Annotated in this window: 30 protein-coding genes and 1 rRNA gene; 28 read left to right on the top strand and 3 right to left on the bottom strand. The window is 46.2% G+C overall.

The features are described from left to right. The first annotated feature begins 11 nt into the window (after positions 1-11). Positions 12-127 (top strand): 5S ribosomal RNA (rrf, locus tag M3193_RS16335). Positions 128-434: 307 nt separating this feature from the next. On the opposite strand, the gene M3193_RS16775 is transcribed toward rrf, so the two are convergent. Both M3193_RS16775 and M3193_RS16330 read right to left on the bottom strand, forming a co-directional pair. Next, positions 435-557: a hypothetical protein gene (locus M3193_RS16775; protein WP_285852050.1), complete on the bottom strand. Its 123-nt coding sequence runs from the start codon at positions 555-557 to the stop codon at positions 435-437. Between the two features lie 112 nt (positions 558-669). Continuing rightward, entirely contained in the window at positions 670-1170 is a 501-nt protein-coding gene (locus M3193_RS16330; protein ID WP_353056428.1) for a hypothetical protein, read from the bottom strand. Positions 1171-1340: 170 nt separating this feature from the next. On the opposite strand from M3193_RS16330, the gene M3193_RS16325 reads away from it, so the two are divergent. The 16 genes from M3193_RS16325 (at position 1341) to rsmI (ending at position 14448) form a co-directional block, all read left to right on the top strand. After that, positions 1341-1685 carry a hypothetical protein gene (locus M3193_RS16325; RefSeq protein ID WP_251629943.1) on the top strand — a complete coding sequence of 115 codons (345 nt, stop codon included), beginning with the start codon at positions 1341-1343 and terminating at the stop codon, positions 1683-1685. Between the two features lie 24 nt (positions 1686-1709). Continuing rightward, on the top strand, positions 1710-2924 hold the full coding sequence (locus M3193_RS16850) for a sensor histidine kinase (RefSeq protein ID WP_251629941.1): 1215 nt from the start codon (positions 1710-1712) through the stop codon (positions 2922-2924). Next, positions 2921-3574 (top strand): response regulator, encoded by a 654-nt coding sequence (locus M3193_RS16315; RefSeq protein ID WP_251629939.1) that lies wholly within the window; start codon positions 2921-2923, stop codon positions 3572-3574. The genes M3193_RS16850 and M3193_RS16315 overlap by 4 nt, the downstream gene beginning before the upstream one ends. Before the next feature lie 135 nt (positions 3575-3709). Further along, on the top strand, positions 3710-4642 hold the full coding sequence (locus M3193_RS16310) for an ABC transporter ATP-binding protein (RefSeq protein WP_251629937.1): 933 nt from the start codon (positions 3710-3712) through the stop codon (positions 4640-4642). An 11-nt stretch (positions 4643-4653) separates the two neighbouring features. Further along, positions 4654-5841, top strand: coding sequence for an ABC transporter permease (locus tag M3193_RS16305; RefSeq protein WP_251629935.1), 1188 nt, complete (start codon positions 4654-4656; stop codon positions 5839-5841). Positions 5842-5853: 12 nt separating this feature from the next. Next, positions 5854-7002 carry an ABC transporter permease gene (locus tag M3193_RS16300; RefSeq protein WP_251629933.1) on the top strand — a complete coding sequence of 383 codons (1149 nt, stop codon included), beginning with the start codon at positions 5854-5856 and terminating at the stop codon, positions 7000-7002. A gap of 105 nt (positions 7003-7107) precedes the next feature. Beyond that, positions 7108-8529: an aminotransferase class I/II-fold pyridoxal phosphate-dependent enzyme gene (locus tag M3193_RS16295; protein WP_251629931.1), complete on the top strand. Its 1422-nt coding sequence runs from the start codon at positions 7108-7110 to the stop codon at positions 8527-8529. A gap of 12 nt (positions 8530-8541) precedes the next feature. Further along, the gene (tmk, locus tag M3193_RS16290; protein WP_251629929.1) at positions 8542-9189 is read left to right on the top strand and encodes a dTMP kinase; all 648 of its coding nucleotides are present in this window, start codon (positions 8542-8544) and stop codon (positions 9187-9189) included. A 309-nt stretch (positions 9190-9498) separates the two neighbouring features. Continuing rightward, complete coding sequence (locus M3193_RS16285) at positions 9499-9828, top strand: cyclic-di-AMP receptor (protein ID WP_060206001.1); 330 nt, start codon at positions 9499-9501, stop codon at positions 9826-9828. Between the two features lie 20 nt (positions 9829-9848). Beyond that, entirely contained in the window at positions 9849-10289 is a 441-nt protein-coding gene (locus M3193_RS16280; protein WP_251629924.1) for a YaaR family protein, read from the top strand. A gap of 31 nt (positions 10290-10320) precedes the next feature. After that, positions 10321-11316, top strand: a complete 996-nt coding sequence (holB, locus tag M3193_RS16275; protein WP_251629922.1) for a DNA polymerase III subunit delta' — start codon at positions 10321-10323, stop codon at positions 11314-11316. Further along, positions 11309-12136, top strand: a complete 828-nt coding sequence (locus M3193_RS16270) for a PSP1 domain-containing protein (protein WP_251629919.1) — start codon at positions 11309-11311, stop codon at positions 12134-12136. The genes holB and M3193_RS16270 overlap by 8 nt, the downstream gene beginning before the upstream one ends. A 13-nt stretch (positions 12137-12149) precedes the next feature. After that, entirely contained in the window at positions 12150-12509 is a 360-nt protein-coding gene (yabA, locus tag M3193_RS16265) for a DNA replication initiation control protein YabA (protein ID WP_285852049.1), read from the top strand. Between the two features lie 62 nt (positions 12510-12571). Further along, the gene (locus tag M3193_RS16260; protein ID WP_251629916.1) at positions 12572-13321 is read left to right on the top strand and encodes a tRNA1(Val) (adenine(37)-N6)-methyltransferase; all 750 of its coding nucleotides are present in this window, start codon (positions 12572-12574) and stop codon (positions 13319-13321) included. Next, positions 13305-13592 (top strand): GIY-YIG nuclease family protein, encoded by a 288-nt coding sequence (locus tag M3193_RS16255; RefSeq protein ID WP_251629908.1) that lies wholly within the window; start codon positions 13305-13307, stop codon positions 13590-13592. The genes M3193_RS16260 and M3193_RS16255 overlap by 17 nt, the downstream gene beginning before the upstream one ends. Further along, positions 13570-14448, top strand: coding sequence for a 16S rRNA (cytidine(1402)-2'-O)-methyltransferase (gene rsmI, locus M3193_RS16250; protein ID WP_251629906.1), 879 nt, complete (start codon positions 13570-13572; stop codon positions 14446-14448). The genes M3193_RS16255 and rsmI overlap by 23 nt, the downstream gene beginning before the upstream one ends. A gap of 56 nt (positions 14449-14504) precedes the next feature. Here the strand turns inward: rsmI and M3193_RS16245 are convergent, their stop codons facing one another. Further along, positions 14505-14780 carry an AbrB/MazE/SpoVT family DNA-binding domain-containing protein gene (locus M3193_RS16245; protein ID WP_251629903.1) on the bottom strand — a complete coding sequence of 92 codons (276 nt, stop codon included), beginning with the start codon at positions 14778-14780 and terminating at the stop codon, positions 14505-14507. Positions 14781-15256: 476 nt separating this feature from the next. On the opposite strand from M3193_RS16245, the gene metG reads away from it, so the two are divergent. The 11 genes from metG to spoVG all read left to right on the top strand — a co-directional run bounded on the left by metG (position 15257) and on the right by spoVG (position 24938). Continuing rightward, positions 15257-17218, top strand: coding sequence for a methionine--tRNA ligase (gene metG / locus M3193_RS16240; RefSeq protein ID WP_251629902.1), 1962 nt, complete (start codon positions 15257-15259; stop codon positions 17216-17218). A gap of 124 nt (positions 17219-17342) precedes the next feature. Then, positions 17343-18113 (top strand): TatD family hydrolase, encoded by a 771-nt coding sequence (locus M3193_RS16235; protein WP_251629899.1) that lies wholly within the window; start codon positions 17343-17345, stop codon positions 18111-18113. Positions 18114-18244: 131 nt separating this feature from the next. Next, positions 18245-19477, top strand: a complete 1233-nt coding sequence (locus M3193_RS16230) for a G5 and 3D domain-containing protein (protein ID WP_251629897.1) — start codon at positions 18245-18247, stop codon at positions 19475-19477. A 314-nt stretch (positions 19478-19791) separates the two neighbouring features. Next, on the top strand, positions 19792-20352 hold the full coding sequence (gene rnmV / locus M3193_RS16225) for a ribonuclease M5 (protein WP_251629895.1): 561 nt from the start codon (positions 19792-19794) through the stop codon (positions 20350-20352). Further along, a complete protein-coding gene (rsmA, locus tag M3193_RS16220) occupies positions 20345-21229 on the top strand; it encodes a 16S rRNA (adenine(1518)-N(6)/adenine(1519)-N(6))-dimethyltransferase RsmA (protein WP_251629893.1) in 885 nt (294 codons plus the stop codon). Before rnmV ends, rsmA begins: the two co-directional genes overlap by 8 nt. A 142-nt stretch (positions 21230-21371) precedes the next feature. Further along, positions 21372-21638: a biofilm formation stimulator Veg gene (gene veg / locus M3193_RS16215; RefSeq protein ID WP_251629891.1), complete on the top strand. Its 267-nt coding sequence runs from the start codon at positions 21372-21374 to the stop codon at positions 21636-21638. A 128-nt stretch (positions 21639-21766) separates the two neighbouring features. Continuing rightward, complete coding sequence (locus M3193_RS16210; protein ID WP_060205970.1) at positions 21767-21952, top strand: small, acid-soluble spore protein, alpha/beta type; 186 nt, start codon at positions 21767-21769, stop codon at positions 21950-21952. A 395-nt stretch (positions 21953-22347) separates the two neighbouring features. Beyond that, a complete protein-coding gene (ispE, locus tag M3193_RS16205; protein WP_251629888.1) occupies positions 22348-23214 on the top strand; it encodes a 4-(cytidine 5'-diphospho)-2-C-methyl-D-erythritol kinase in 867 nt (288 codons plus the stop codon). Positions 23215-23270: 56 nt separating this feature from the next. Then, complete coding sequence (gene purR, locus M3193_RS16200) at positions 23271-24113, top strand: pur operon repressor (RefSeq protein ID WP_251629886.1); 843 nt, start codon at positions 23271-23273, stop codon at positions 24111-24113. Continuing rightward, positions 24110-24487, top strand: coding sequence for a RidA family protein (locus M3193_RS16195; RefSeq protein WP_251629951.1), 378 nt, complete (start codon positions 24110-24112; stop codon positions 24485-24487). Before purR ends, M3193_RS16195 begins: the two co-directional genes overlap by 4 nt. Positions 24488-24653: 166 nt before the next feature. Further along, positions 24654-24938, top strand: a complete 285-nt coding sequence (spoVG, locus tag M3193_RS16190; RefSeq protein WP_251629884.1) for a septation regulator SpoVG — start codon at positions 24654-24656, stop codon at positions 24936-24938. Positions 24939-25122 lie beyond the last annotated feature (184 nt).

The raw sequence follows: 25122 nt of genomic DNA, 5'->3' as shown, positions 1-25122 counted from the left end.
TCGTTCAGTTGTCTGGTGACGACGGCGAAGAGGTCACACCCGTTCCCATACCGAACACGGAAGTTAAGCTCTTCAGCGCTGATGGTAGTAGGGGGCTTCCCCCTGTGAGAGTAAGACGTCGCCGGGCCAAGGCCATTCCCCATGGGGAATGGTTTTTTTGTGTTTGAAAATAAAACCGAAGGTTTTTACAAGTACCACCTGTTCCCATATCGAACACGGAAGTTAAGCTCTTCAGCGCTGATGGTAGTAAAGCGGCACAGCCGCATTACGTACTTTACACCAGCGGTGCAAATTACGCAGGGAACAGGCTTCCCCCTGTGAGAGTAAGACGTCGCTGGGCCAAGGCCATACCCTTATAGGTGGTTTTTTTGTGTTTATAAATCTTTAATTTGTCAAAGGCATTTGGCGCGATTCAGGATTAGTTCAGAAATGTATTATTGTCCCGCGCCTAAAGTCAGCCAATCCGCGCCCAAAGAAAGCAATTCCGCGCCTAAAGCAAGCCGCCGCGCGCCCAAAGCAAGCCTCCCCGCGCCTAAAGAAAGCCAATCCGCGCCCAAAGCAAGCCTCCCCGCGCCCAAAGCAAGCAAGCCGCCGCGCGCCCAAAGAGTGCAATTCCACGCCCAAAGAAGACCAATCCGCTCTCAGAGAGCCCCTCTATGCGCCAAAATTTCATTCATTAATTTCATAGATCAATACATCAAATAAATCTCCATCAGTATATAGCAATATTGCCCACTCCCCTGCCTCAGGAATGTTCACATTAGAAGGGGCGTGTGCATCTGCTCCATTATTCTCTCCTGCCAGACCTATAGTCCAACCTGAAGTTAAGATTTGATGGACAGTGCCTGTTTCTCTGTGAAGGCCAACGACCGTAAGATTGGTGGCCGCTGGATTCTCAATCCCCCAAAGGTGCCACATCCACTTTTGTTTTGTAGAAATGCTTGGCATATCAGCACCAATAACACCAGATTTGTTTTCATTTCCGATAATATTGCGGTTGAATGTCACTGCTTTTTTATCCCAATCAATATTCTCCAAATCACTTTCTACGACAAAGTCTGGTGTATCTTCGGGTAATTTGAATTTACTTTCGACTGTTTCATTTGCAGAACACCCAATCACTAGAAAAACCATGCACAAAAAAACACATCCCAAAGTTTTCAGCTTCAAAAAAATCCTCCCCTTTCTTAAAATAAAACTTCATCTCAACATTAATAATAACAATTATCAGACACTTTAGCGAAGAAGATACTATATCAATGAGAATTTTCTAATTGCTATTGCTTAAAAAATATGAGTAGTTCATCATTAAGTTAATAGACATCGAATGAGGTGCATTTATGAAGCGTGGAACTGCCATTGCCTTCGCCATTGTCACTGTTCTAGCCATTCTGTTTGCTTATCAATACCAAAAGCCGATTTTAACTACGGATGAAGCGATTGTGCAGGCGTATGAATATTTATTGGATCCCCCGGAAAAGTATGGGGACGACTTGATACCTACGAAAGATTTAGAAGAGATGTGGCCCATTAATACAAGATTAATGATGAAGCATGGGTTCTACGCTGAAATGGTGAACCGCCGGGCGTGGGAAGTGACCTTTCGATATGATGGCAAGGAACCGATGGTAATCTTGGATGCCATAACCGGTGAATTCATTATGATATACGGCCCAATGAATTAGAAGAAGCGTTTGGGGGAGTGAGCAGTGGGCATTAAAAGTATCTCTCTGTTTTTATTCAGTCTAGTGCGCGTCGCGATGCTGGTCATTTTAAGCGGATATTTCCTTCAAATGACGAATGGTATTGCGGATTCGCGAACTATCTATATAATCCTTGCCATTCCCCTATTCATTGTCAGTCATTTTATTCAAATGGCCGACGTCCGGGAGCAGACGAGAATTCTTTGTTCGTCAATCGACTTTATTGTCATTATGGGGTTCGGCTTTTTATTCTCTGAGAGTGGCTATTTGTATTTAATCTTTTTCGGTGTCCTTTCAACAACCGTATTCTTATTATATGACCGTAAAGCACTGCTTGGGATTTTTTCAGGGGCGTTTGTAGCTGTATGGATACTGATCAGTTTGCGGTTTTATGCACAAACAGGTGTATTTTCACTATCTAGTAATATCGTGAACGGGATGTTCGTCTTCTATGGCGCTTTCGTCGGTAGCCTCATCCGAAATTTTCATCATGCGAAGGAGACGATTTCTGCTCAATATGGGCAGTTGAATGAATCCCACGAGGCTTTGCAAGCGGCGCACCGGCAACTGCGGGAATATGCCGAGCAAGTCGAGCAGTTGACGGTAATTCGGGAGCGGAATGAGATAGCGCGGGAAATTCATGATACGGTAGGCCATAAAATGACGGCATTGGTTGTACAGTTGCAAGTGGCGGGTGAAATGGTCGAGAGGGATGCCGGAAAGGCGAAAGAGGTTGTCGCAGTTTGTGAGCAGCTTACGCGGGATGCGCTTCATGAAATACGGTTGTCTGTCCGGACATTGAAAGAGGATAATGAGAAAGTTTCTTTTCATGATGATCTACAGGAGCTTATGGATGAATTTTCATCGCTGACTCATATGGAAACCCTTCTTATTTTAACAGTGGATGTGGCCATGATACCGAAAGCGTTGCAGCCGACAATCAAAAGGATTGTGCAAGAAGGCCTGACAAATGCAAAAAAGCATGGAAATGCGGATGCATGCATCGTGAAGATTCATGTGGATGAAGAAGAGATCCATATTGAAATAAAGGATGATGGGAAAGGCGAAAAGAATATCGTACCGAACTTCGGTTTAATTAACATGAAAGAGCGTGTTGCGGAGCATGAGGGTTCATTTGAAATCGAAAGCTTTGAAAGGGAAGGCTTTAGAATAATGATCACCTTTCCGCTTAAAAAGATATCGTCGGGGGTGATGGGATGATAAAAGTCATGATTGTCGATGACCAGCCTTTGGTACGGGAAGGGCTTAGCACGTTGCTGGGCTTGCGTGCAGAGATTAAAGTAGTTGGGACGGCGATGGATGGTAAGGATGCGTTACATAAAGCGGTGGAGCTCCTACCTGATATCATTTTAATGGATATCAGGATGCCCGGAGTGAATGGGGTCGAAGGAACACGATTGGTAAAAAACAGCCTGCCGGATGTGAAAGTATTGATTCTGACGACGTTCAACGACAGTGAATACATATTCGATGCGCTTGAAGAAGGAGCGAACGGTTATTTATTGAAGGATATGCCGACGGATACGATTGTCCAGGCGATTCTCACCGTTCATCATGGCGGTGTCGTGCTGCCGAAGGAATTCACTTCGCAAGTGCTCACGGAGCTGAGAATGAAGAATCATACTAGCCAGGGTGAACTGCCGAAAGGGCTAGAGGGATTATCCGACCGGGAAGTGGAAGTCCTGACTCATCTCGGAGAAGGCTTGAACAATAAGGAAATTGCGGATACATTATTCATCACTGAAGGAACGGTAAAGAACCATGTTTCGAACGTCATTCAGAAGTTGGGACTCCGTGATCGGACACAGGCGGCAATTTATGCTGTCCGCTATGGCATAACGACATTCTGACATTACTTTCTGCATACGTACATGAGAAACGGCACATAGGTGTCGTTTTTTTCATGTCTTCAAAATCTATCGCGCGCTCGATGTAAGGAAAAGGCTTCTACAATAAAATTGAAGTAAAGAAGGAGGCTGCGGAGAATGCTTACACTTTCGGATGTGAAAAAGAGTTTCGGTGCACATGAGGTCATTAAAGGGATTTCATTTCAAGTGGAAAAAGGAGAGTCGTTCGGATTGCTAGGTCCTAATGGCGCGGGAAAGTCAACGCTCATTTCAATGATATGCGGACTGATTCCCAACGGGGAGGGGGAAATTCGGGTTAATGGCAAGCTTGTAAGCAAGCATCGGAAGGAAACCCAACAGATGATAGGAGTCGTACCGCAAGACATTGCACTTTACCCGACGATGTCCGCGCTGGACAATCTGATGTTTTGGGGAAAGATGTACGGTCTATCCGGCAAAAAAGCGAAGGACCGTGCGAAGGAAGTCCTTGAAATCGTTGGTCTGACGGAACGTGGTAAGGACAGGGTTGAAACTTTTTCGGGCGGGATGAAACGGCGGATCAATATCGGTGCCGCGCTCATGCATGAACCGCAGCTGCTCATTATGGATGAACCGACAGTCGGAATCGATCCCCAATCGAGGAGTCATATTTTGGAGACAGTGAAATCATTGAATGAACAAGGACTGACGGTCATTTACACGAGTCATTATATGGAAGAGGTCGAGTTTCTTTGCAAGCGGATTGCAATCATTGATGAAGGGAAGCTCCTCATAAGCGGCACGAAGAAGGATTTAAACAATCGTTTGGCGGGTGGAATTGTGTTAAAGCTTACAGTTGGTTCCTTGCACCCTTCATTTATCGAACAGGTAAAAAAGTTGAATGGGGTGGAAAAGGTCATTGTCCAGCAAGCCGAGGAGATCGATGTGCATTTGCAATCGAAAATGGAGAGCGTAGCAGACGTAATCCTGCTTGCTAGCCAGTCAGGTGTCGTGATACACAATATGCACCTTAAGGAAGCGAATTTGGAAACATTGTTTTTGCAACTGACAGGACGCTCTTTGCGTGAATAGGAGGAACTGCAATGAAGAGCCTTTTAATAGCTGTTAAAGATGCGAAGATTCACTTGAAAGACCGTAAAGCGATTCTTATGATGATTCTCATGCCGATTTTATTGACGGTCATTTTAGGTTCCGCCTTAAAAGGGGTGATGGGTGGAGGAAGCATGCCTAAAACCGTTTTAGGCGTCTATTCACCCGAATCGAATGCGATGACGGAAGTCATTATCCGCGCACTTGGTGAAGATGGGCTTGCCATTATAGTGGAAAGGGCGGAATCGGAGAAACAATTGCTGGATTGGATGGAGGAAAGGGAAGTCCACGTCGGCCTACTTTTACCGGATGAATGGGATCCTGATACAGAACGGGCCATCATCTTGCGAACCACTGGGCAGGAAACAGCGGCGACCCTTATCCGGCAGATGATAGAGACGTTTGGTCAAATGTCGCAGGCAATCGCAAACTCCACAACCACAGTCATGGCGGAGGCTGCGGCGTTGTCTAGTGATGGCAGCACGGTTGACATGGAAGCCATCCAACAGGAGCTTACGACAGCGATTGAGAAGGTTATGAATGAACAACGGACGTACGTTAGTGAGCCTGCACACGAAGAGTCGGTGAGTTCCATGCAGTACTATGCTGCAGCAATGGCGGCGATGTTCCTTCTATTCAACGCGATGGCAGGAGGAAAGTCATTTCATCAGGAAAAGCGGAGTGAAACGCTGTCGCGATTGATGATGACTCCGACGTCAGTTCGTTCAATTCTAACAGGAAAATTGATAGGTGCGTTTCTATTTGCATGGATTCAATTTTTGATTTTCATGGGCGCTACACATTTCTTGCTGAAGGTTGACTGGGGCCCATCCATCCTGCAAACCCTCTTCATCACCTTCTTCTATATCTTTTCAGTAGCGGGATTGGCGATGGTTGTAGCTGCCTTTACGACAAACGAGAAAATGGCGGACATCGTTGGAACCATGGGTGTCCAAGTAATGGCGTTGCTTGGAGGTTCGATGCTGCCCCTTACTTTGTTCCCTGAAGTCATTCGGAAAATTGCCAAGCTTACGCCCAATTCATGGGCATTGACGAGCTACACATCAATCATGACAGGAACTTCTTGGTCAGCGTTATGGCTGCCGGCAGGCGTGTTGCTCGGCATAGGGGTGATATCCATTTTCATCAGTTCCATCCGGCTTGGACGCCGGATTGCTTAGGAGGTATATGGAATGAAGAAAATCTTATCGATTTGCCTGTTTGAAATCAAACGGACGTTCAAGAAAAAATCGTCGATTGTCTTAATGCTTGGGATGCCGCTGCTTTTCACGTTTCTGTTCGGCAGTATTTTTGGGAAAAATGCCGATATAGCATTTCGCATCGCATTGGTCGATGAGGAACAGACAGCATATTCGAAGGACATCATTCAAAAGCTGATGCACGATGAAATGATTTCCTATGAGCTTTTTAACGCCCTTGAAGCGGAGAAGTTGTTGGCGAGTAATGAGGTGCAAGGCATTGTAACGCTGGAAAAAGGAATTGCAAATAAGCTTCGCAATGAAGAGCCAGCCGCCACCTTTCAACCTTCACTCGGCATAGCGACAGCTCCACTCATCAAGCAACAAGTGAATCAGGCAATGCAATCCTTAGACATTTACGTTGCGGCAGCGCAGGTTGGAGGTTTTTATTTCAATGAAAGCTGGGAATCCGTCTATGAACGACTCACAGGAAATGAACGCCAGATCCAAGCGTGGACCGAACAAAGAATAAATGCATCCGATGGACACCCGCTAATGGGCATCTCCTATAGCTCTGCGGGATTCTCCATCATGTTCGTTATGATCATGATGCTTTCGATGACAGGCACGCTGATTGAAGCGAGGCAAGCTGGAATCTGGTCGAGATTGTTTACGACACCCGTCACCCGTTTCCAAGTATTGCTTGGCTATTTCCTATCTTTCTTCATAGTGGGAGGGATCCAGTTTTTCCTTCTTATCTTGCTGTCGTCCACCCTGTTTGACGTCAATTGGGGGTCACCAGTAGCATTGCTTCTTCTCGTTACGGCTTTGCTTCTTTGTGTCGTAGGTCTCGGAATGTCCATTGCAAGCCTTGTGAAAACGGTTGAGCAGCAAAATGCCATTGGCACATTGGTGATCATCTCAACATGCATGCTTGGCGGCGTCTATTGGCCTATCAGTATTGTGCCTGACGTTATGCAGAAAATCGCCAATTTCGTTCCGCAAACATGGGCAATGGAAGGATTTACATCGCTCATTGCAGACAGTGGCACTGTTGGAGACATCCTCGTGCCGCTCATTGTCTTACTTGGTTTCGCCGTGATATTCCTATCCATCGGATTATCAAGAATGAACTATACGTAAGCCGAGAGCCGAGGCTCCCCTCGGCTTTTTCATTTCCAAGAAGGAGTTTTCACCCTTACTGTCCAGACTTCCTTTATAATAGAGACAAAGGAAGTGTGAATCGTCATGAGTGAAAGAGTTAAACCGCTTGTCCAAGCGCTTAGCCAATTTAAGGAAAAGCGTCCGATTTCGTTTCATGTGCCAGGTCATAAACACGGTCTGCTGTCCGGCTTGCCGGAAGAAATGCAGTCCGTGCTGTCATACGATATGACGGAATTGGAAGGGTTGGATGATTTGCATGAACCGTCAGGAGTGATCCGTGAAGCGGAGCAACGGCTTTCGGCTTTGTATAAATCGGACCGGAGCTTCTATCTCGTCAATGGATCCACAGTCGGCAATTTGGCAATGATGTACGCGGCATGCAGGCCTGGCGACACTGTCATTGTGCAAAGGAATGCCCATAAATCGATTTTCCACGCGATTGAATTGACAGGTGCCAAGCCGGTCTTCGTATCGCCTACGTGGGATGCGCAAACGAATACGCCGGGTGCTGTCCGTTTTGAGCGGGTACAGGAGGCGATTGAAGCCTATCCCCACGCTAAGGCGGTCGTCCTCACATATCCAACCTACTATGGAGTAGCAGGCTCCCAGTTGTTGGACATCATTCAATATAGTCATTCATTTGGTATTCCTGTTTTGGTGGATGAAGCGCATGGAGCCCATTTCGTCACAGGGGGTGCATTTCCACCCTCCGCATTGGAGCTCGGAGCGGATGTTGTTGTGCACTCGGCCCATAAAACATTGCCAGCCATGACGATGGCGTCATTTTTACATATCAGGTCGGCATTCATCTCTCCTGAAAGAGTAGCGCATTATTTGGGAATGCTCCAATCGAGCAGTCCATCCTATTTGCTCATGGCGTCGCTTGACGATGCCCGGGCATACGCCGAGTCATATACAGTTGAAGATCAAGCAGATTTCTTGGAAAAACGCCGAACCTTCATCAATGAACTTCTCGCCATCTCTGCATTGCAGATCGTTGAAACGGACGATCCATTAAAAATATTGCTGCGAGTCCAAGGCTATACAGGGTTTGAATTGCTTGCTAGGCTTGAAGCGGAAGGGGTTTTCGCAGAACTAGCCGACCCATTCCAAGTGCTGCTCATTCTGCCGCTGCTGAAAAAGGGTAAAATATATCCATTCGGCGAAAGCGTCCAAAGAATTATGATTGCCGTTGCTGGCTTGCCGGCGAAGAAAGAGGAGCCAGCGCTTGAGAGGATAGCGACGGACGAAGGATTATCGACGCTGACCTATCTCCCGCAAGAACTTCATGGGAGAGAAACCGAATGGAGATTGATAGATGAAACAGTCGGGCACGTGGCGGCAGCTGCCGTTATTCCTTATCCGCCGGGCATACCGTTGCTCCTAGGCGGGGAAACAGTAACAGAGCGACATGTTGCGACGCTGTTCCAATACTTGCTAATGAGAGCGAAGTTTCAAGGCGCCATTCGGGCGAAGGATAGACAAATACAAGTGATCATCGATTGACGGAGGAATACTATGTTAAATAAAGGGATATTTATTACCTTTGAAGGTCCCGAAGGTGCAGGAAAAACGACTGTCATTGCAGAAATATATAAGAGACTGGCACAGGAAGGGAAGAAAGCTATTCTCACCCGAGAACCGGGCGGCATACGCATCTCGGAGAAAATCCGCCATATCATCCTCGACAACGAGCACCAGGAGATGGATGGCAGGACAGAAGCGCTTCTATACGCGGCAGCTCGCCGCCAACATCTCGTCGAAAGAATACTGCCGGCATTAAGCGAAGGGGAAATCGTCCTTTGTGACCGGTTCGTCGACAGCTCCCTCGCCTACCAAGGTCATGCACGAGGGCTCGGCATGGATGAAGTCATGTCCATCAACGCATTTGCGATAGGAAAGACAATGCCTGATCTGACCATTTACTTCGATGTTCCTCCGGAAGAGGGATTACGAAGGATATCCAAAAACGACGAACGGGAACAAAACCGGCTGGACAATGAAACATTGCAGTTCCACGAGAAGGTAAACGAAGGCTACCAATTACTGCTCAAACAGTTCCCAAACCGCATCATCAGTACAGACGCCAGCAAACCATTATCTGAAGTAACTGAAAATGTTTGGAAAATTATAAGATCTCAACTCATTACTAAAGAGAATTCATGATATAATGTAGGAGAGTGTTTATAACAACTCTTTTTGGAATGTAACTGCTTATTGTTAAGTATACTCCGTTGATTGGAACGGAAGGTGGCGACTCCTGCCAACACCGTTACGGAGAACGGCGTTTGCGAGCACAAGCGCAGCGTTGCGAGCAGGATGCATTAATTTCTGCAAAGAACGCAGAAATTAATGCAAATCGAACCCTTCGCTGTTCGATTGGCTGAAGCCATGCCGGCGGAAAGCGTCCACCTGAAGTGGAAATCAACAATACTAATTTATTTATAAAAGAAAAAGCTAAAAGGAGAGGGTACCGTGAAATTGATTGTCGCAGTTGTACAGGACCAAGATAGCAACCGCTTATCGGCGGCTTTAACGAAAAATGATTTTCGCGCTACGAAACTAGCCAGTACTGGAGGGTTTCTGCGGTCAGGTAACACAACCTTCCTCATCGGAACGGACGACAGCCTCGTACCGAAAGCTTTGGAATTAATTCGTGAAAATTGCCGTTCGCGCGATCAGATGGTCGCTCCCGTTTCACCAATGGGCGGCAACGCCGACTCCTATATTCCCTACCCAGTAGAAGTGGAAGTGGGCGGCGCCACAGTATTCGTCTTGCCGATTGAACAATTTCATCATTTTTGATGAAATGAGGTGATGTAGAAATGAAAGTGAATGGTGAATTCCGAACCGGGCCCGATAAATTCAGAAATGATCCTTTGCGTCCGGCGCAAGGGAACGCCCGGTTCGGCCAAATGGTTCTGCAACAGGAAGAACGCTTGCACGGGGAACAGATTACAAGACTTCTTGGAGATATTTCTTCGGCAGGGGACCGTCTAGCCCGTTCACGGAACTTACGGGATATGGTCAAGTTCAAAATGCTCGTCCGCCGCTTTTTGAAGGAATCAGTTGAATCCGGAATGGGATTGAAGCAATCTCATACGTGGAATCAATTCGGCGAAGGACGGCGCCTGAACATTGTCGAGACAATTGATGAGAAACTCATTGAATTGGCAGAAGCTTTATTGAATGATGAGGAGACATCTGTAGAATTACTCGGGAAAATCGGGGAAATCAAAGGACTTCTCATTAATATATATAGATGATCCGAGTTTTTTGGAGCAAGGAGGTACAAGCATGGAAAATGGCATTAAGCGAAGGCAAAAGGCCGTCATCGATAGACTGGAAGCAACGTTTCGGAACAACCGGATCGGCCATGCCTATCTATTTGATGGGGAGGCTGGCACTGGAAAAGAAGAAGCAGCCATCCATTTCGCGAAGCTCTTGCTTTGCGAGACGCCTGAAAATGCTGTTCCATGTGAAACATGTCGCAACTGCAAACGGGTTGCTTCGGGAAACCACCCAAATGTGACAAAGATTGAACCTGATGGACAAGACATTAAAAAAGAACAGATGTCGTCGTTGATTATGAAAATGACGCGAAAAGGGTATGAGCCGGGGCGTAAACTCTATATCATTTCCCGCGCGGACCGGATGAACACCTCGGCAGCCAATACGCTGCTAAAGTTCCTGGAAGAACCTGAAGGGGAAGTGACGGCGATTCTTCTGACCGATTCCTATCAGGCGATCCTTCCGACGATTCAATCAAGATGCCAACGCGTCAGCTTTCTTCCGCCACAGCGTGAAGAGATGATTGCGAAATTGACCGATGAAGGGATTACCGCATCGATGGCAGCGACGGTTACAATGATGACAGCGGATATCGGGCAAGCGAAACTGCTTGCGGAAAATGATCAATTTGCACACATACGAAAAACAGTGTTAAAATTGATTGAAGCATCAGATCGCAATGTAAACGAAGCGCTTCTATTCATCCAATCGGATTGGTTGCCGGCAATGAAAGAGAAGGAAGACGTCGAGCGTGGCCTTGACCTGCTTCTCTATGCATACCGTGATATCGTCTCGCTGAAAGCCGGAATGCAATCGGAATTGGCGTTTCCCGATCAACAGCAGATTTTCCGGAGCCTTTCAATGAAGATGACATATAGCCGTCTATCAGCCAATATGGAAGCCATTTTGCAAGCGAAGAAAAAGCTGTATGGCAATATGAACCGTACACTTTTAATGGAACAGCTGGTGCTCAATTTGCAGGAGGGGTTAACGCTTGTATAAAGTTGTAGGAGTCCGCTTTAAAAAAGCGGGTAAAATATATTATTTCGATCCTCTCGACTATCCGCTTACTGTCGGTGATTATGTCATCGTCGAAACAGCACGGGGTATCGAGTACGGAAAAGTCGCTAGTTCTGTGAGGGAAGTCGATGAGAATGACGTCGTCTTGCCACTTAAGAAAATTATTCGCAAGGCGCTAGTGGAAGACCAGATCCAAGTAGATGAAAACCGTGCGGATGCCGAGCAGGCATTCGGAAAATGTGTCGAGAAAATTCGGGAGCATGAGCTTGAAATGAAGCTTGTCGATGTGGAATATACATTTGATCGTAATAAGATCGTCTTTTATTTCACAGCGGAAGGACGGGTCGATTTTCGGAATCTCGTAAAAGATCTCGCTGCCATTTTCCGGACGCGCATCGAATTGCGCCAAATCGGCGTCCGTGATGAGGCTAAAATGCTTGGCGGAATCGGGCCATGCGGCAGAATGCTCTGCTGTTCCACATTCCTGGGCGACTTTGAACCGGTATCCATCAAGATGGCGAAGGATCAGAACCTGTCTCTCAACCCATCCAAAATCTCCGGATTATGCGGTCGTCTCATGTGTTGCCTGAAATATGAAAACGATGAATATGAAGAAGCAAAAGCCCTTATGCCTGATATCGGCGAGCGGGTTCAGACGCCTGAAGGGCCGGGGAAAGTGGTCGGCTTGAATTTGCTCGAACGGATTTTGCAAGTGAATCTGTCGGATCAGGAGCAAGTGTTGGAATATTCATGGGAAGAAATAGAGAGTCGAAAGAATTCAGTAGCTCAATTGACGAAATGATGGGGTGAAATAGTTGAAAGAAGGGAACTTTCTCGACAGAGTGATGGAGTTTGAGCAGCAGCTCGAAGCCATGCATGAGCAATTCCGGGAACTCATTGGATTTGTCGCGAAGATGACGGAAGAGAACCACTCACTTCAACTGGAAAACCATCATCTCCGGACGCGGCTTGAAGAATTGACTGACCAAACGCAGTTGATGAATAAAAAACGACCGCCTGAGAAGCCCCATAGAGTCGATATCGGCGAAGGGGTGGACAACCTGGCCAGGATATACAATGAAGGATACCACGTCTGCAATGTCCATTTCGGAAGCAGTCGTAAAGGGGAAGATTGTTTGTTCTGCCTATCCTTCCTGAGCAAACAGAATGCTTGAGATGAGCCGATCCTATAACCATGTAGGCATCGGCTCTTTTTTATTTATTGGAGGGTGACCGAATGGAGAATTTATTGAAAGATGATGAACGACTGGACTATCTACTGGCGGAAAACCTTCGAATCATTCAAAGTCCTTCCGTCTTTTCTTTTTCACTTGATGCAGTCCTGCTTGCGAAATTTGCATATGTACCGATCCGTTCGGGGAAGATTGTCGATTTATGCGCAGGAAACGGAGCGATTCCTCTTTTCCTAAGTGCCCGGACGAATGCAGATATCGTGGCGGTGGAGTTGCAGGAAAGGCTCGCGGATATGGCGCAGAGAAGCGTTGGCTATAATAAGTTGAATGAACAGATCACAATTATGAATGATGATGTGATCGGCATTGCTAAAAAGATCGGCTTTGAAAAATATGACACGGTCACTTGCAATCCACCTTATTTCCCCGCTATCGAAGCGAGTGAGAAAAACTTGAAAGAACATGTCGCCATTGCAAGGCATGAAATCCGCCTGACCCTAGAACAAGCCGTACAGTCCGCCAGTGAGCTGCTGAAGCAAGGCGGGAAAGCGGCATTCGTCCACCGCCCGGGCAGGCTGCTGGATATTGTGACAGCAATGCGGGCGAACAGGCTGGAACCGAAGAGGATCCGTTTCGTGTACCCGAAGGAAGGCAAAGAGGCGAATACGTTGCTAATTGAAGGGATTAAGGACGGCAAGCCCGATTTGAAAATATTGCCGCCCCTTTATGTATATGGCGATGACGGGGAGTATACGGAAGAAGTGAGGCTTTTATTATATGGACAAGATGAATGAGCATCTGTTCTATGTCCTTGAATGCAATGACGGGTCCTACTATGCAGGCTATACAAATGATTTGGAAAAGCGCATCCGTACCCATAATGAAGGAAGGGGCGCGAAATATACGCGTGCCAAGCTACCGGTCCGCCTCATTTACCGGGAAGGCTATGAAACGAAGCAAGAGGCGATGCGGGCTGAGTATCAATTCAAGCAATTGACACGTCCTGCTAAGGAACGATATATGAGAAAGGGGCAACATATCGATGAAATCACAGAAGAGCGCTGAAGCCGGTGTTGCAAAGCTATTTCTCGTCGGGACGCCGATCGGCAATTTGGAGGATATGACATTCCGCGCAATCAGAATTCTGCAGGAAGCTGATATGATCGCTGCGGAAGATACGAGGAATACAATCAGGCTTTGCAATCATTTCGAGATAAAAACGCCGCTTATGAGCTACCATGAGCACAATTTAGAAAAAGGCGGCGAGAAAATCCTGTCCCTACTGGCGGAAGGGAAGACGGTCGCCTTGGTCAGTGATGCGGGGATGCCTTGCATATCCGATCCGGGGAATGATATTGCTGCGAAAGCGATTGAAGAAGGATTTGATGTCGTTCCGGTCCCTGGAGCCAACGCAGCCATCAGTGCATTGGTCGCTTCCGGACTGCAGACACAGCCATTCTCCTTCTATGGCTTCCTGGCGCGGCAGAAAAAGGAGCGCAATGAACAGTTGCAAAAGCTGAAGCAAAAGGAGGAGACTATACTCCTGTATGAAGCGCCTCATCGATTGAAGGAAACGGTCAAGGCTTTGTCGGAAGCTTTCGGCGGTTTACGCCAAGTCGTCTTGGCAAGAGAATTGACGAAGCGATATGAGGAGTTCCTCCGTGGTACGCTTGAGGAGGCCGTTTCCTGGACCGAATCGAATGAGATAAGAGGAGAATTCTGTATTGCATTGGCAGGAAATGACAACGCAGAAGAAATTACAGAGGTGTGGTGGGAGGATCTGAGCATTCCGTCCCATGTAGATATGATGATGGAAAAGGAGAACATTTCATCTAAGGAAGCAATTAAACTTGTGGCAACGGAAAGAGGAATTTCCAAAAGGGATGTCTATCAAGAGTACCATGTGAACGGGAATGTATAATAAAAATCCAGAACGGGTACTTGTTCTGGATTCAAATCATTATTAATGGAATAATGTTATTTTATCTTTTCTTCGATCTCTTTAATGAGTTGTTTAGCGCCATCAGGGCTTAAAATCAGCTTTCCGTCAATAAGCTGCAAGTTATTGTCGGACACTTCTCCTGTGATTGAACAAGTCATGTTCGGCATGTATTTCTTTAAGATGATTTTGTCGTCATCGACGTAGATTTCTAAAGCATCTTTCTGCTCAATGCCAAGTGTGCGGCGAAGTTCAATTGGAATGACGACGCGTCCAAGCTCGTCGACTTTTCTAACGATTCCAGTAGATTTCATTAAAGGAATTCCTCCTAAAAGATTTAAATTTTCGGCAAGATTCGACATATTTCTCTTGTCTATCAAGTATCATACCAAGTCTTCCATTTAACGTCAATAAAACCCGCTTAATACTATGTATAGAATAATAGATTATTTGAGGGAAAAAGGACTTTGGATGTTTGTTTTTATACTAAAGACAAGGTATTTAGTAATCCGTCAGGTTTGTATGTAGGGAGATGGGAATAGTAGTTGGATTGAGCATTAATAAGTAAATTTAAAAACATGAAATTTTGCATTTATGCGCATTTGAAGCGGTTTATAAGCATTTATTGACAGTTATGCGTCGCTAGTCAAATTTATGAGTATTTCTTACGATTTCTGCTTATTTCGAGTGGTTTATGCGTGAAATGATGATTTAGTGCGTGTCTACATAGCACTTTTGTTGAAATTTAAGTAATATGGATAGTATAGATTGAAACACAGGAGGTATTTTGGTGGCAGAACAGCAGAAGACATTTTATATCACGACCCCCATTTATTATCCAAGTGGGAAGTTTCATATTGGAACAGCTTACACGACCGTCGCATCAGATGCGATGGCCCGCTATAAAAGATTGCGCGGTTTCGATGTGCATTTCCTCACGGGAATGGATGAGCACGGGCAGAAGATCCAGGAGAAAGCGGAAGAGGAAGGTCTTCCCCCTCAGCAATATGTAGACCAAATTGCTGATATTGCCATCGATCTTTGGAAACTGATGGACATCTCGTATGATGACCTCATCAGAACGACGGAGGAGCGGCATAAAGCGGCCGTCGAGAAGATCTTTAAAAAGTTCCTTGATAACGGAGATATTTACAAAGGTGAGTACGAGGGCTGGAAGTGTGTTCCTTGTGAATCTTACTTCACGGAGGCCCAGCTTGAGGACGGCAACTGTCCAGACTGTCATCGTCCGGTGGAAAGGGTTGCGGAGGAATCATACTTCTTCAATATGCAGAAGTATGCAGGCAGGCTCTTGAAATATTATGAGGACAACCCTCATTTCATCGAACCGGAATCCCGGAAAAATGAGATGATCAATAACTTCATCAAACCGGGCCTTGAAGACTTATCTGTCTCCCGTATGTCATTTGATTGGGGCATTAAAGTGCCAGGGGATCCAAAGCATGTCATTTACGTGTGGGTCGATGCATTGACGAATTACATTACGGCGCTCGGCTATGGGTCTGATGATGAAACGCTATTCAATAAGTATTGGCCGGCTGATGTACATGTCGTCGGGAAAGATATCGTACGTTTCCACACGATCTATTGGCCAATTTTCCTCATGGCGCTTGATTTGCCGTTGCCGAAAAAAGTGTTCGCCCACGGCTTCATAATGATGAAAGACGGAAAAATGTCGAAATCAAAAGGGAACGTCGTCTACCCTGAAATGCTCGTTGAGCGATATGGCTTGGATGCGACGCGCTATTTCCTTCTTCGGGAATTGCCGTTCGGACAAGACGGAACGTTCTCCCCTGAATCATTCGTGGAGCGCACGAACTATGATTTAGCCAATGACCTTGGAAACTTATTAAATCGGACAGTTTCCATGATCAATAAATATTTCGGCGGCGTCATTCCGACTGAAGGCCTTGAAGCGACCGAGTTCGACAGTGTGTTGCGTGACTTCACGACAAATGCAATCGAAAAATACGAAACTGCGATGGAGAAGATGCAATTCAGCGTCGTCCTTTCTGAGCTTTGGACAATCATTTCACGAACGAATAAATATGTAGATGAAACGTCTCCATGGGTACTTGCAAAAGACGAGGCGGATAAAGGGAAATTGGCATCTGTCATGGTCCATCTTGCTGAATCGCTCCGACAAATTGCAGTGCTCTTGCAGCCTTTCATGACGAAGGCGCCGATTCAGATCATCGAACAGCTTGGATTGGATGAAAAGATGTTGGCATGGGAGACACTGGGAGATTTCAAGGCGATTCCTGAAGGAACGAAAGTTGTGGAAAAAGGGGTGCCGATTTTCCCGCGTCTAGACCCTGAAGTTGAAATCGTCTATATCCGTGACCAGATGGCAATTACAGCTCCTCAGGAAAAGCAGGTGGAAGAGCCAGTGAAAATCGAAGAAGAAGCAGAAGAAATCACGATCGACGACTTCATGAAAGTCGATTTACGTGTCGCAACCGTGACCGCATGTGTAAAAATACCGAAAGCGGACAAGCTGCTGAAGCTTCAACTCGACTTGGGCTATGAACAGCGTCAAGTCGTCTCTGGCATAGCCGAACATTATGAACCGGAAGCATTGATTGGCGAGAAAGTCATCGTCGTCGCCAATTTAAAACCGGTGAAACTACGCGGCGAACTGTCACAAGGAATGATATTGGCCGGAAGTTCCGATGGGGTTCTAAAACTGGCTACAGTCGATCCTACATTGGAAAATGGTGCACAAGTGAAGTGAATAAAACAAGACGGCGTTTCCTATTAGAGGCGCCGTCTTTATCTTTTAACCATTTTGTTAACATATTGTAACGAAAGTCATAATCCATTGAAATAGAATGAAATCTGTGAGGAGAGACGCATACATGTATATCGATACTCATGTTCATTTAAATGCAGACCAATATAACGAAGACGTAAAAGTAGTGATTCAACGAGCACTTGACGCGGGGGTCAATAAAATGGTCGTCGTCGGCTTCGACAGGGTGACGATCGAGAAAGCGATGGAGCTTGCCGAGCAATACCCGTTCATTTACGCTGTCATCGGCTGGCATCCTGTAGATGCGGTTGATTGTACTGACAAGGATCTGGAGTGGATTGAATCTCTGGCGGCACATCCGAAAGTTGTCGGTATCGGGGAAACCGGTCTGGATTATTACTGGGACAAATCGCCGAGGGATATTCAGCAGGAATTGTTCCGAAAGCAGATCCGGCTTGCACAAAAGGTCAATCTTCCCGTCATTATCCATAATCGCGATGCGACCGGGGATGTCGTCAGGATCCTGAAGGAAGAGGAAGCTCAATTAACGGGTGGCATCATGCATTGCTTCGGGGGTAGCATTGAAACTGCGAAAGAATGCATAGATATGAATTTCCTCATATCGCTTGGCGGCCCTGTCACCTTCAAAAATGCAAAAATGCCGAAGCAAGTCGCAGCCGAGATCTCACTGGATCATTTATTAATTGAAACGGATGCTCCATACCTTGCACCTCACCCTCACCGAGGCAAACGGAATGAGCCGGCACTCGTCCCGCTTGTGGCGGAGGAGATTGCGCGTCTGAAGGAAATTCCAATTGAAGAAGTTGCAAAACGAACGACTGAAAATGCGTTGAAGATCTTCCGTATTCCGAAGTAATGCGAAGGGTGATTGTATAGCTTCCCGACTGTATTCAGCGATTCTCAATGGAAATTGTTGAATATCTAATAGGTTGACACGAAGATAGGGAAGCTATATAATTTGCCGAGTGATAAAGGAGGAGTTTTTTCATGACAAAAAGCACCATGAAAAATCTGTTCTCGATGTCATTGAGGAGTAAACAAATAGCGATTGTTACTTTTGTGTTTGCGCTATTCGTTTCAATCATTTCACTTGTTCTTCACGAAATATCCAAGAAATCGGTCACACTGCAAGTGAACGATGAGCAAATTGAAATAAAAACATCTGCACATACAGTTGGGCAACTTCTATCCAGTGAGGATATTAAAGTTGCCGAACACGATTTAGTAACACCCTCAGTGAATACCACGATCGAGAGAGGATTATCGATCAGGTGGGAACAGGCAAAGAAAGTAGAGATTCAATCAGACAAGGAAACAGAAACGATTTGGACGACGGATCAGAAAGTCGGCGATATTTTAGCCGAGGCTGACATTAACCTTACCGAGCATGACATGGTTACGCCAGATCTGAATGAAAACCTTGGGGAAGATCTACAGATCAATGTTCAAAAGGCGTTCCAATTGACGCTTATCGATGGCGGGAATGAGAAACAAATGTGGTCAACTTCGACTACGGTCGCTGACTTTTTAAAGAGAGAAAACATTCAATTGAATGAAAACGACAAGCTGAACCTGCAAGCGGACGAATTCTTGAAGCCGGGTGCAATAGTTGAAGTCGTACGCGTAGAAAAGGTCACCGATGTAGTGGAAGAACCAACAAACTTTGCGGTCGTAACGAAAAGCGATGCCAATTTGCTGAAGGGACGCGAAAAGATCGTCCAAGAAGGCAAGAAGGGATCCGTTGAACGCAAGTTTGAAATTGTCAAAGAGAATGGCAAGGAAGTATCTCGAACGTTATTGAGTGAAAGAGTCATTCAGGAACCGCAAAAGAAAGTTGTTGCGGTCGGTTCCAAAGTAGTAGTGGCAAGCGCCAGCACTAAAAAGTCCAATGTCGCTGTATCTCGGGGCAGTTCAGCAGCACCCTCCGACGGGAAAGAGTTTTATGTAACCGCCACAGCCTATACTGCGCACTGCAACGGCTGTACAGGGACCACGGCAACGGGCATCGATCTGAGGGCCAATCCGAATCTGAAAGTGATTGCGGTGGATCCTAGCGTCATACCGCTCGGCTCGAAAGTCTGGGTTGAAGGATACGGATATGCCATCGCAGGGGATACTGGCGGTGCAATAAAAGGGAAGAAGATCGACCTTCACGTCCCGACAAAGGCGGCAGCGTACAATTTCGGCCGTCGTACCGTGAAAGTTAAAGTGATCGACTAATTCCATAGTAATCATTTTATTTCCACATCGATCCGTGGGGCTTAACAAGTCCTACGGTTTTTTTTATTATTTTATATTATTTATAATTGATACGGAATTAGCGGATTGGAGTGGAAGGCGGCGACTCCTGCGGGAACAGCACGAGCTGAAAGCCCCGCAGGAACGCAGTGACGAGGAGATTGAAGCCGTGCCCGCGGAAAGCGCCCGCCTGGAACGGAAATCCAGTAGTTAGTGATATGTAAGGGAGTCACTGTACAACGCGCGCAAGAACACGTAAAATTAAACAATCGTAACCTAACGAAAAGAGGGTCACCGTGAACATTAAGGAAATTATCGTCGTCGAAGGAAAATCCGACACGATTGCCATCAAAAGGGCAACAGGCGCTGACACAATCGAAACGAACGGGTCTGCAATCGATGAAAAGACATTGGATAAAATCCGCCGCGCCCAGGAAACACGCGGAGTCATCGTATTTACCGATCCCGACTTTCCGGGCAGAAGAATCCGATCCGTCATCGAGGAACGGATTCCAGGCGTCAAACACGCCTTTCTGCAGAAATCGAAAACAATCGCCAAAAACGGGCGAGGGCTCGGCATCGAGCATGCGAAGGATGAGGACATCCAAAAAGCTCTTGAAGCGGTCTACTCCGTCGATGTCCAGCCCGTTGAGGAGATTCCTCTACGGTTCCTGTTGGATGAAAGGCTCGTAGGTCATCCCGATGCAAAAAAACGCCGTGATCGGCTAAGCGAAATACTGCAAATTGGACAAGTGAACGGTAAAGGTTTAAAAAAGAGACTTGAAATGTTCCGGATTGGGCAACATCAATTAATGGAGGCATTAAAAGTCCTGCACGAGGAGGATGGCCATGAATAGGGATATCGCAACGCCGATAAGAACAAAGGAAATTTTGGAGAAGCACGGGTTTTCATTTAAAAAAAGCTTAGGTCAAAACTTTTTAATAGACCCGAATATTTTACGCAACATCGTATCGCACGCCGGCTTGACAGACAAGACGGGTGTCATCGAGATTGGTCCCGGCATCGGGGCATTGACGGAGCACCTCGCGAGAACTGCGAAAAAGGTCGTTGCCTTTGAAATCGACGGCCGTCTGCTTCCTGTGTTGGAAGATACGTTATCGCCGTATGATAACGTCACCATCATCAACCAGGACGTCCTAGAGGCGGATTTGAATCAAGTGATTGAGGAGCAGTTCAGCGGATTTGACGATATTGTTGTCGTAGCAAACTTACCTTATTATGTGACGACGCCAATCATCATGAAATTTTTGCTAGGAAAAGTTCCGATACGCGGCATGGTGATCATGATGCAAAAAGAAGTTGCGGATCGCATTACGGCATCCCCTAGCACGAAAGCATATGGGTCGTTATCGATTGCTGTCCAATACTACATGGATGCCGAAGTAGCGATGATTGTGCCGAAAACGGTATTCATCCCGCAGCCGAATGTCGAATCTGCAGTCTTGAATCTGACAAAAAAAGCGGGCCCCCCAGTAGAAGTGAAAGACGAAGACTTCCTGTTCAAGGTGGCGAGAGGTTCATTTGTTCAACGGAGAAAAACACTGCTGAACAACCTGCAATCCTCCTTGCCAGACGGGAAGGCGAAGAAGGAGCAGATTCTTGAAGCATTTGAGCGGATTGGCATGGATCCGGGGAGAAGAGGCGAGACGCTATCCATTGAAGAGTTCGGAGAGTTATCGAACGCCTTGTATGCAGATTTCAAAAACCTATGATAACAGGGCATTTCTTAGCTTAATCAATTGAAAAAAGCAAAAAAAGAATTGACAATGACAACGTTTTACTGATAAAATTCTTCTTTTAATTGACAGAACTTTTTAAAAGTGTTATACTAGTATCCAGTGAGGTGTAAGCGACGTGCCAAAAACATTAGCGGACATTAAGAAGTCATTGGATGCTCATTTGGGGAAACGTTTGCACTTAAGAGCAAACGGCGGCCGTAAGAAAACAATCGAACGTGCCGGAGTTCTTCGTGAGACGTATCGGGCAGTTTTTGTTGTTGAACTGGACCAGGATGAGAATGCTTTTGAAAGGGTGTCTTACAGCTACGCGGATATTTTGACTGAAGCAGTCGAAATAACAGTTCTGGATGACGGAGACGCCACCGAGTTCATCGTCAAATAGTTTTTTATAGCAATCATGTATTGTTTTTTATTTAAAAACACCTATGCATCCCTTAACGGAGACGCATAGGTGTTTTTTTATTGCCATTGCCCATACTAAAGTTGTCAGTCGAAAAGGAGGAAAACCTAATGGCGAGAAGACGGAGTATAATGTCTGAGCACTTGAAGGAAGAGATTGCGAAAGAGCTTGGCTTTTACGATGTTGTTCAGCGGGAAGGTTGGGGAGGCATCAAGTCGCGTGACGCCGGTAATATGGTGAAGCATGCCATACAGATGGCCGAACGTGGAATGGCGGAAAGAAGGAACGACAGCTAAGTTCCACCCATCTCATGAACGACTGACAAAGAAGGAGCTGCATGGTTGTCGTTACAGACGCCGTGCAGCTCTTTTCTTTCAGCTGAAATCCCTGTTTAGGGGCAAAATAATGTTTTGAGATTTTCATTCGGAAATATATCGATCAAATCCCGACAGATATCGATCATTTGCCGGCATATATCAATCAATTCAAAGGAAATATCGATCATTTCCCGGTATATATCGATCATTTCCCAAGATTTATGGTCGTTTCGGGACCTTTGACTCAACCGTTTCAACAAGAATCCGGTTGCCTCTTAGCACCCACTCTCAGCTTTTGTAATTTTTCAAGGTGCAATCCAATCGCCCTATGGTAAAATAGGGAACAATGACAAGCTTGGAATGGAGGGGGCTGGATGTTATATGAGAAAGCACCTGCAAAAATCAACCTGACACTCGATGTCTTACATAAACGCCCCGACGGTTTTCATGAAGTTGAAATGATCATGACGACAGTCGACTTGGCTGACCGTGTCTGGCTTCGCCCTTCGAATGATGGGCATATCAATATGAGAGTCTCCGAGCGGTTTGTGCCGAATGACCGGAAAAATCTGGCCTATCAAGCCGCAGACCTGCTGAGACGGAAATACGGCATCCGCGACGGGGTTGAAATAACGCTCGACAAAAAAATCCCTGTTGCCGCAGGTCTAGCTGGAGGCAGTTCTGATGCTGCTGCAACATTGCGCGGATTAAACCGGCTATGGAAATTGCAGCTGAGCGCGGATGAGTTAGCGGAAATTGGTTCAAAGATCGGTTCGGACGTCTCTTTCTGCGTTCACGGAGGGACAGCGCTTGCGAAAGGGCGTGGTGAACAGATAGAGCATTTGCCGGCACCGCCCAACTGCTGGGTCATCCTTGCAAAGCCTTCCATCTCCGTCTCTACAGCGGACATCTACCGCAATCTCGATGTCAGTTCCATTAAGCATCCCGATACGGCTGGCATGCTCGAGGCGTTGCATTCAGAGGACTACGCAAAAATGTGTGCATCCCTGGGCAATGTTTTGGAACCTGTGACAATGAAATTGCATCCACAGGTCGTCGTCCTGAAAGAAAAAATGGAGCAGTTCGGGGCAGACGCGGTATTGATGAGCGGAAGCGGACCGACCGTATTTGGGTTTGTCAGGCAAGAGGCGAGAGTATCGAGAATTTACAATGGATTAAAAGGCTTCTGCAAGGAAGTCCATGCTGTCAGAATGACAGGGGAACGTTTTCTGCTTGATTAAAGGCGTACAATTATGATAATGTCGAATAAAACATTCGGGTTTAGGGGTTGTTACTCATGAAGTGGAAAAGGAGCGGAAGACTCGTTGATATGACGCGTCACCTATTGGATAATCCTCATACACTCATACCGCTTACTTTCTTCTCCGAACGTTATCAGGCTGCAAAGTCGTCCATCAGTGAGGACTTGGCAATTATTAAAGAGACGTTTGAAGAGAATGGTACAGGCAAGTTGATGACAGTATCGGGTGCTGCAGGTGGAGTGAAATACATTCCGCAAGTCTCCGAAACGGAAGTCCGTGAAGTGATGGCCCTCATAAAGGAAAACCTTGGCCGATCGGATCGGCTGTTGCCAGGCGGCTATTTATATATGACGGATTTTTTAGGGGATCCCAAAATAATGGACCGCATTGGAAAAGTCTTTGCATCCGCATTCGGAGATACGGAGATTGATGTAATCATGACGGTCGCTACGAAAGGCATATCTATCGCCCATGCGATAGCCCGCCATTTGAATGTTCCTGTCGTCATCGTCCGGAGGGACAGCAAAGTTACAGAAGGTTCTACGGTCAGCATCAATTATGTGTCCGGTTCCACGCGCCGCATCCAGACGATGGTATTGTCAAAAAGAAGCATGAAGAGCGGGAGAAGAGTATTGATCACCGACGACTTCATGAAAGCGGGCGGAACGATGGCAGGCATGAAGAATCTTCTCGAAGAATTCGACTGCGAACTTGCAGGAATTGCTGTCCTTGTTGAAGCGGAACATACGGAGGAAGTGCTCGTTGAAGACTATCTATCCTTGGTCAAGCTTCGTGCGGTAAATGAAAAGGATCGCACAATCGAACTTGAAGAAGGAAACTATTTCATGAAGGGTGGAAAAACGAAATGGACGGAATGAATTATGTAGCAACGGAAAATGCCCCGAAAGCAATCGGACCCTACGCACAAGCAGTGAAAGTAAATGGATTGGTGTACACATCCGGACAACTTCCGATGACACCGGACGGCCTGCTCGTCGAAGGAACGATTGAAGAGCAGACGAACCAAGTTTTCGCAAACTTGAAAGCTGTATTGGAAGAGGCAGGCTCTTCCCTTGATCAAGTCATCAAGGCGACAGTGTTCATCAAAGACATGAACCAATTTGCAGCATTGAACGACGTATATGCACAACATTTCGGATCACATACACCCGCACGTTCAACAGTGGAAGTGGCAAGATTACCGAAGGACGCATCAGTAGAAATTGAAGTCATCGCCCTCGCCGGCGAGTAAATAACAGTGGCGGCCCGCTCGTAAATAAGAGCAGGCCGTCGTTTTTTTGTGCCGTAAAAAGTTTTTTAGAAAAAGTTTGAAAAAATAAAAGGGAAAAGCTTACTTTTGTTGAATATAATCGTTGAGACAAATTCTAGACATAAACAACAAAGGGAGTGGGGAAATAATGGAAGTGACGGATGTAAGGCTGAGGAAGGTTGAGACGGAAGGTCGAATGAGGGCAATCGCTTCGATTACCTTGGACGGTGAATTTGTTGTACATGATATCCGTGTCATTGAGGGGAATGATGGGTTATTTGTTGCGATGCCAAGCAAACGTACGCCGGATGGAGAATTCCGCGACGTCGCACATCCCATCAATACATCAGCAAGGATGAAAGTCCAAGATGCAGTCCTCACTGCTTATCACGTGGTCGAGGAAAAAGGAATTTTAGAAGAAGCAGGAGCGTAAGTCTATGGAATGTAAAAAGAGCGCGGAACCATGAGATCCTCTCAGGTTTTGTGCTTTTTTGATTGGAATAAAAAAGAAAAGAACAATATTAAAAGAATTACATCGCGTTGTCAAGTGGGTATAGTTGAAATTTATACTATTTTCGGCTATAGTCAATAATGAAATAATGGATGGAGGCCAGCAA

This window comes from Sporosarcina luteola, assembly GCF_023715585.1.
Classification (GTDB): Bacteria; Bacillota; Bacilli; order Bacillales_A; family Planococcaceae; genus Sporosarcina; species Sporosarcina luteola_D.
Note: the sequence above shows the minus strand (reverse complement) of the source record. Positions and strands in the feature narration are given on the sequence as shown.

Bases quoted from the DNA above. Each gene is read 5' to 3' on its own strand.
- rsmI (WP_251629906.1), top strand. From the start codon at position 13,570: ATGAAATCACAGAAGAGCGCTGAAGCCGGTGTTGCAAAGCTATTTCTC.
- M3193_RS16300 (WP_251629933.1), top strand. From the start codon at position 5,854: ATGAAGAAAATCTTATCGATTTGCCTGTTTGAAATCAAACGGACGTTC.
- rsmA (WP_251629893.1), top strand. From the start codon at position 20,345: ATGAATAGGGATATCGCAACGCCGATAAGAACAAAGGAAATTTTGGAG.
- holB (WP_251629922.1), top strand. From the start codon at position 10,321: ATGGAAAATGGCATTAAGCGAAGGCAAAAGGCCGTCATCGATAGACTG.
- M3193_RS16280 (WP_251629924.1), top strand. From the start codon at position 9,849: ATGAAAGTGAATGGTGAATTCCGAACCGGGCCCGATAAATTCAGAAAT.
- M3193_RS16235 (WP_251629899.1), top strand. From the start codon at position 17,343: ATGTATATCGATACTCATGTTCATTTAAATGCAGACCAATATAACGAA.
- M3193_RS16195 (WP_251629951.1), top strand. From the start codon at position 24,110: ATGAATTATGTAGCAACGGAAAATGCCCCGAAAGCAATCGGACCCTAC.
- M3193_RS16260 (WP_251629916.1), top strand. From the start codon at position 12,572: ATGGAGAATTTATTGAAAGATGATGAACGACTGGACTATCTACTGGCG.
- M3193_RS16325 (WP_251629943.1), top strand. From the start codon at position 1,341: ATGAAGCGTGGAACTGCCATTGCCTTCGCCATTGTCACTGTTCTAGCC.
- M3193_RS16230 (WP_251629897.1), top strand. From the start codon at position 18,245: ATGACAAAAAGCACCATGAAAAATCTGTTCTCGATGTCATTGAGGAGT.
- M3193_RS16295 (WP_251629931.1), top strand. From the start codon at position 7,108: ATGAGTGAAAGAGTTAAACCGCTTGTCCAAGCGCTTAGCCAATTTAAG.
- M3193_RS16315 (WP_251629939.1), top strand. From the start codon at position 2,921: ATGATAAAAGTCATGATTGTCGATGACCAGCCTTTGGTACGGGAAGGG.
- tmk (WP_251629929.1), top strand. From the start codon at position 8,542: ATGTTAAATAAAGGGATATTTATTACCTTTGAAGGTCCCGAAGGTGCA.
- M3193_RS16305 (WP_251629935.1), top strand. From the start codon at position 4,654: ATGAAGAGCCTTTTAATAGCTGTTAAAGATGCGAAGATTCACTTGAAA.
- ispE (WP_251629888.1), top strand. From the start codon at position 22,348: ATGTTATATGAGAAAGCACCTGCAAAAATCAACCTGACACTCGATGTC.
- M3193_RS16310 (WP_251629937.1), top strand. From the start codon at position 3,710: ATGCTTACACTTTCGGATGTGAAAAAGAGTTTCGGTGCACATGAGGTC.
- M3193_RS16255 (WP_251629908.1), top strand. From the start codon at position 13,305: ATGGACAAGATGAATGAGCATCTGTTCTATGTCCTTGAATGCAATGAC.
- spoVG (WP_251629884.1), top strand. From the start codon at position 24,654: ATGGAAGTGACGGATGTAAGGCTGAGGAAGGTTGAGACGGAAGGTCGA.
- M3193_RS16245 (WP_251629903.1), bottom strand. From the start codon at position 14,780: ATGAAATCTACTGGAATCGTTAGAAAAGTCGACGAGCTTGGACGCGTC.
- M3193_RS16210 (WP_060205970.1), top strand. From the start codon at position 21,767: ATGGCGAGAAGACGGAGTATAATGTCTGAGCACTTGAAGGAAGAGATT.
- purR (WP_251629886.1), top strand. From the start codon at position 23,271: ATGAAGTGGAAAAGGAGCGGAAGACTCGTTGATATGACGCGTCACCTA.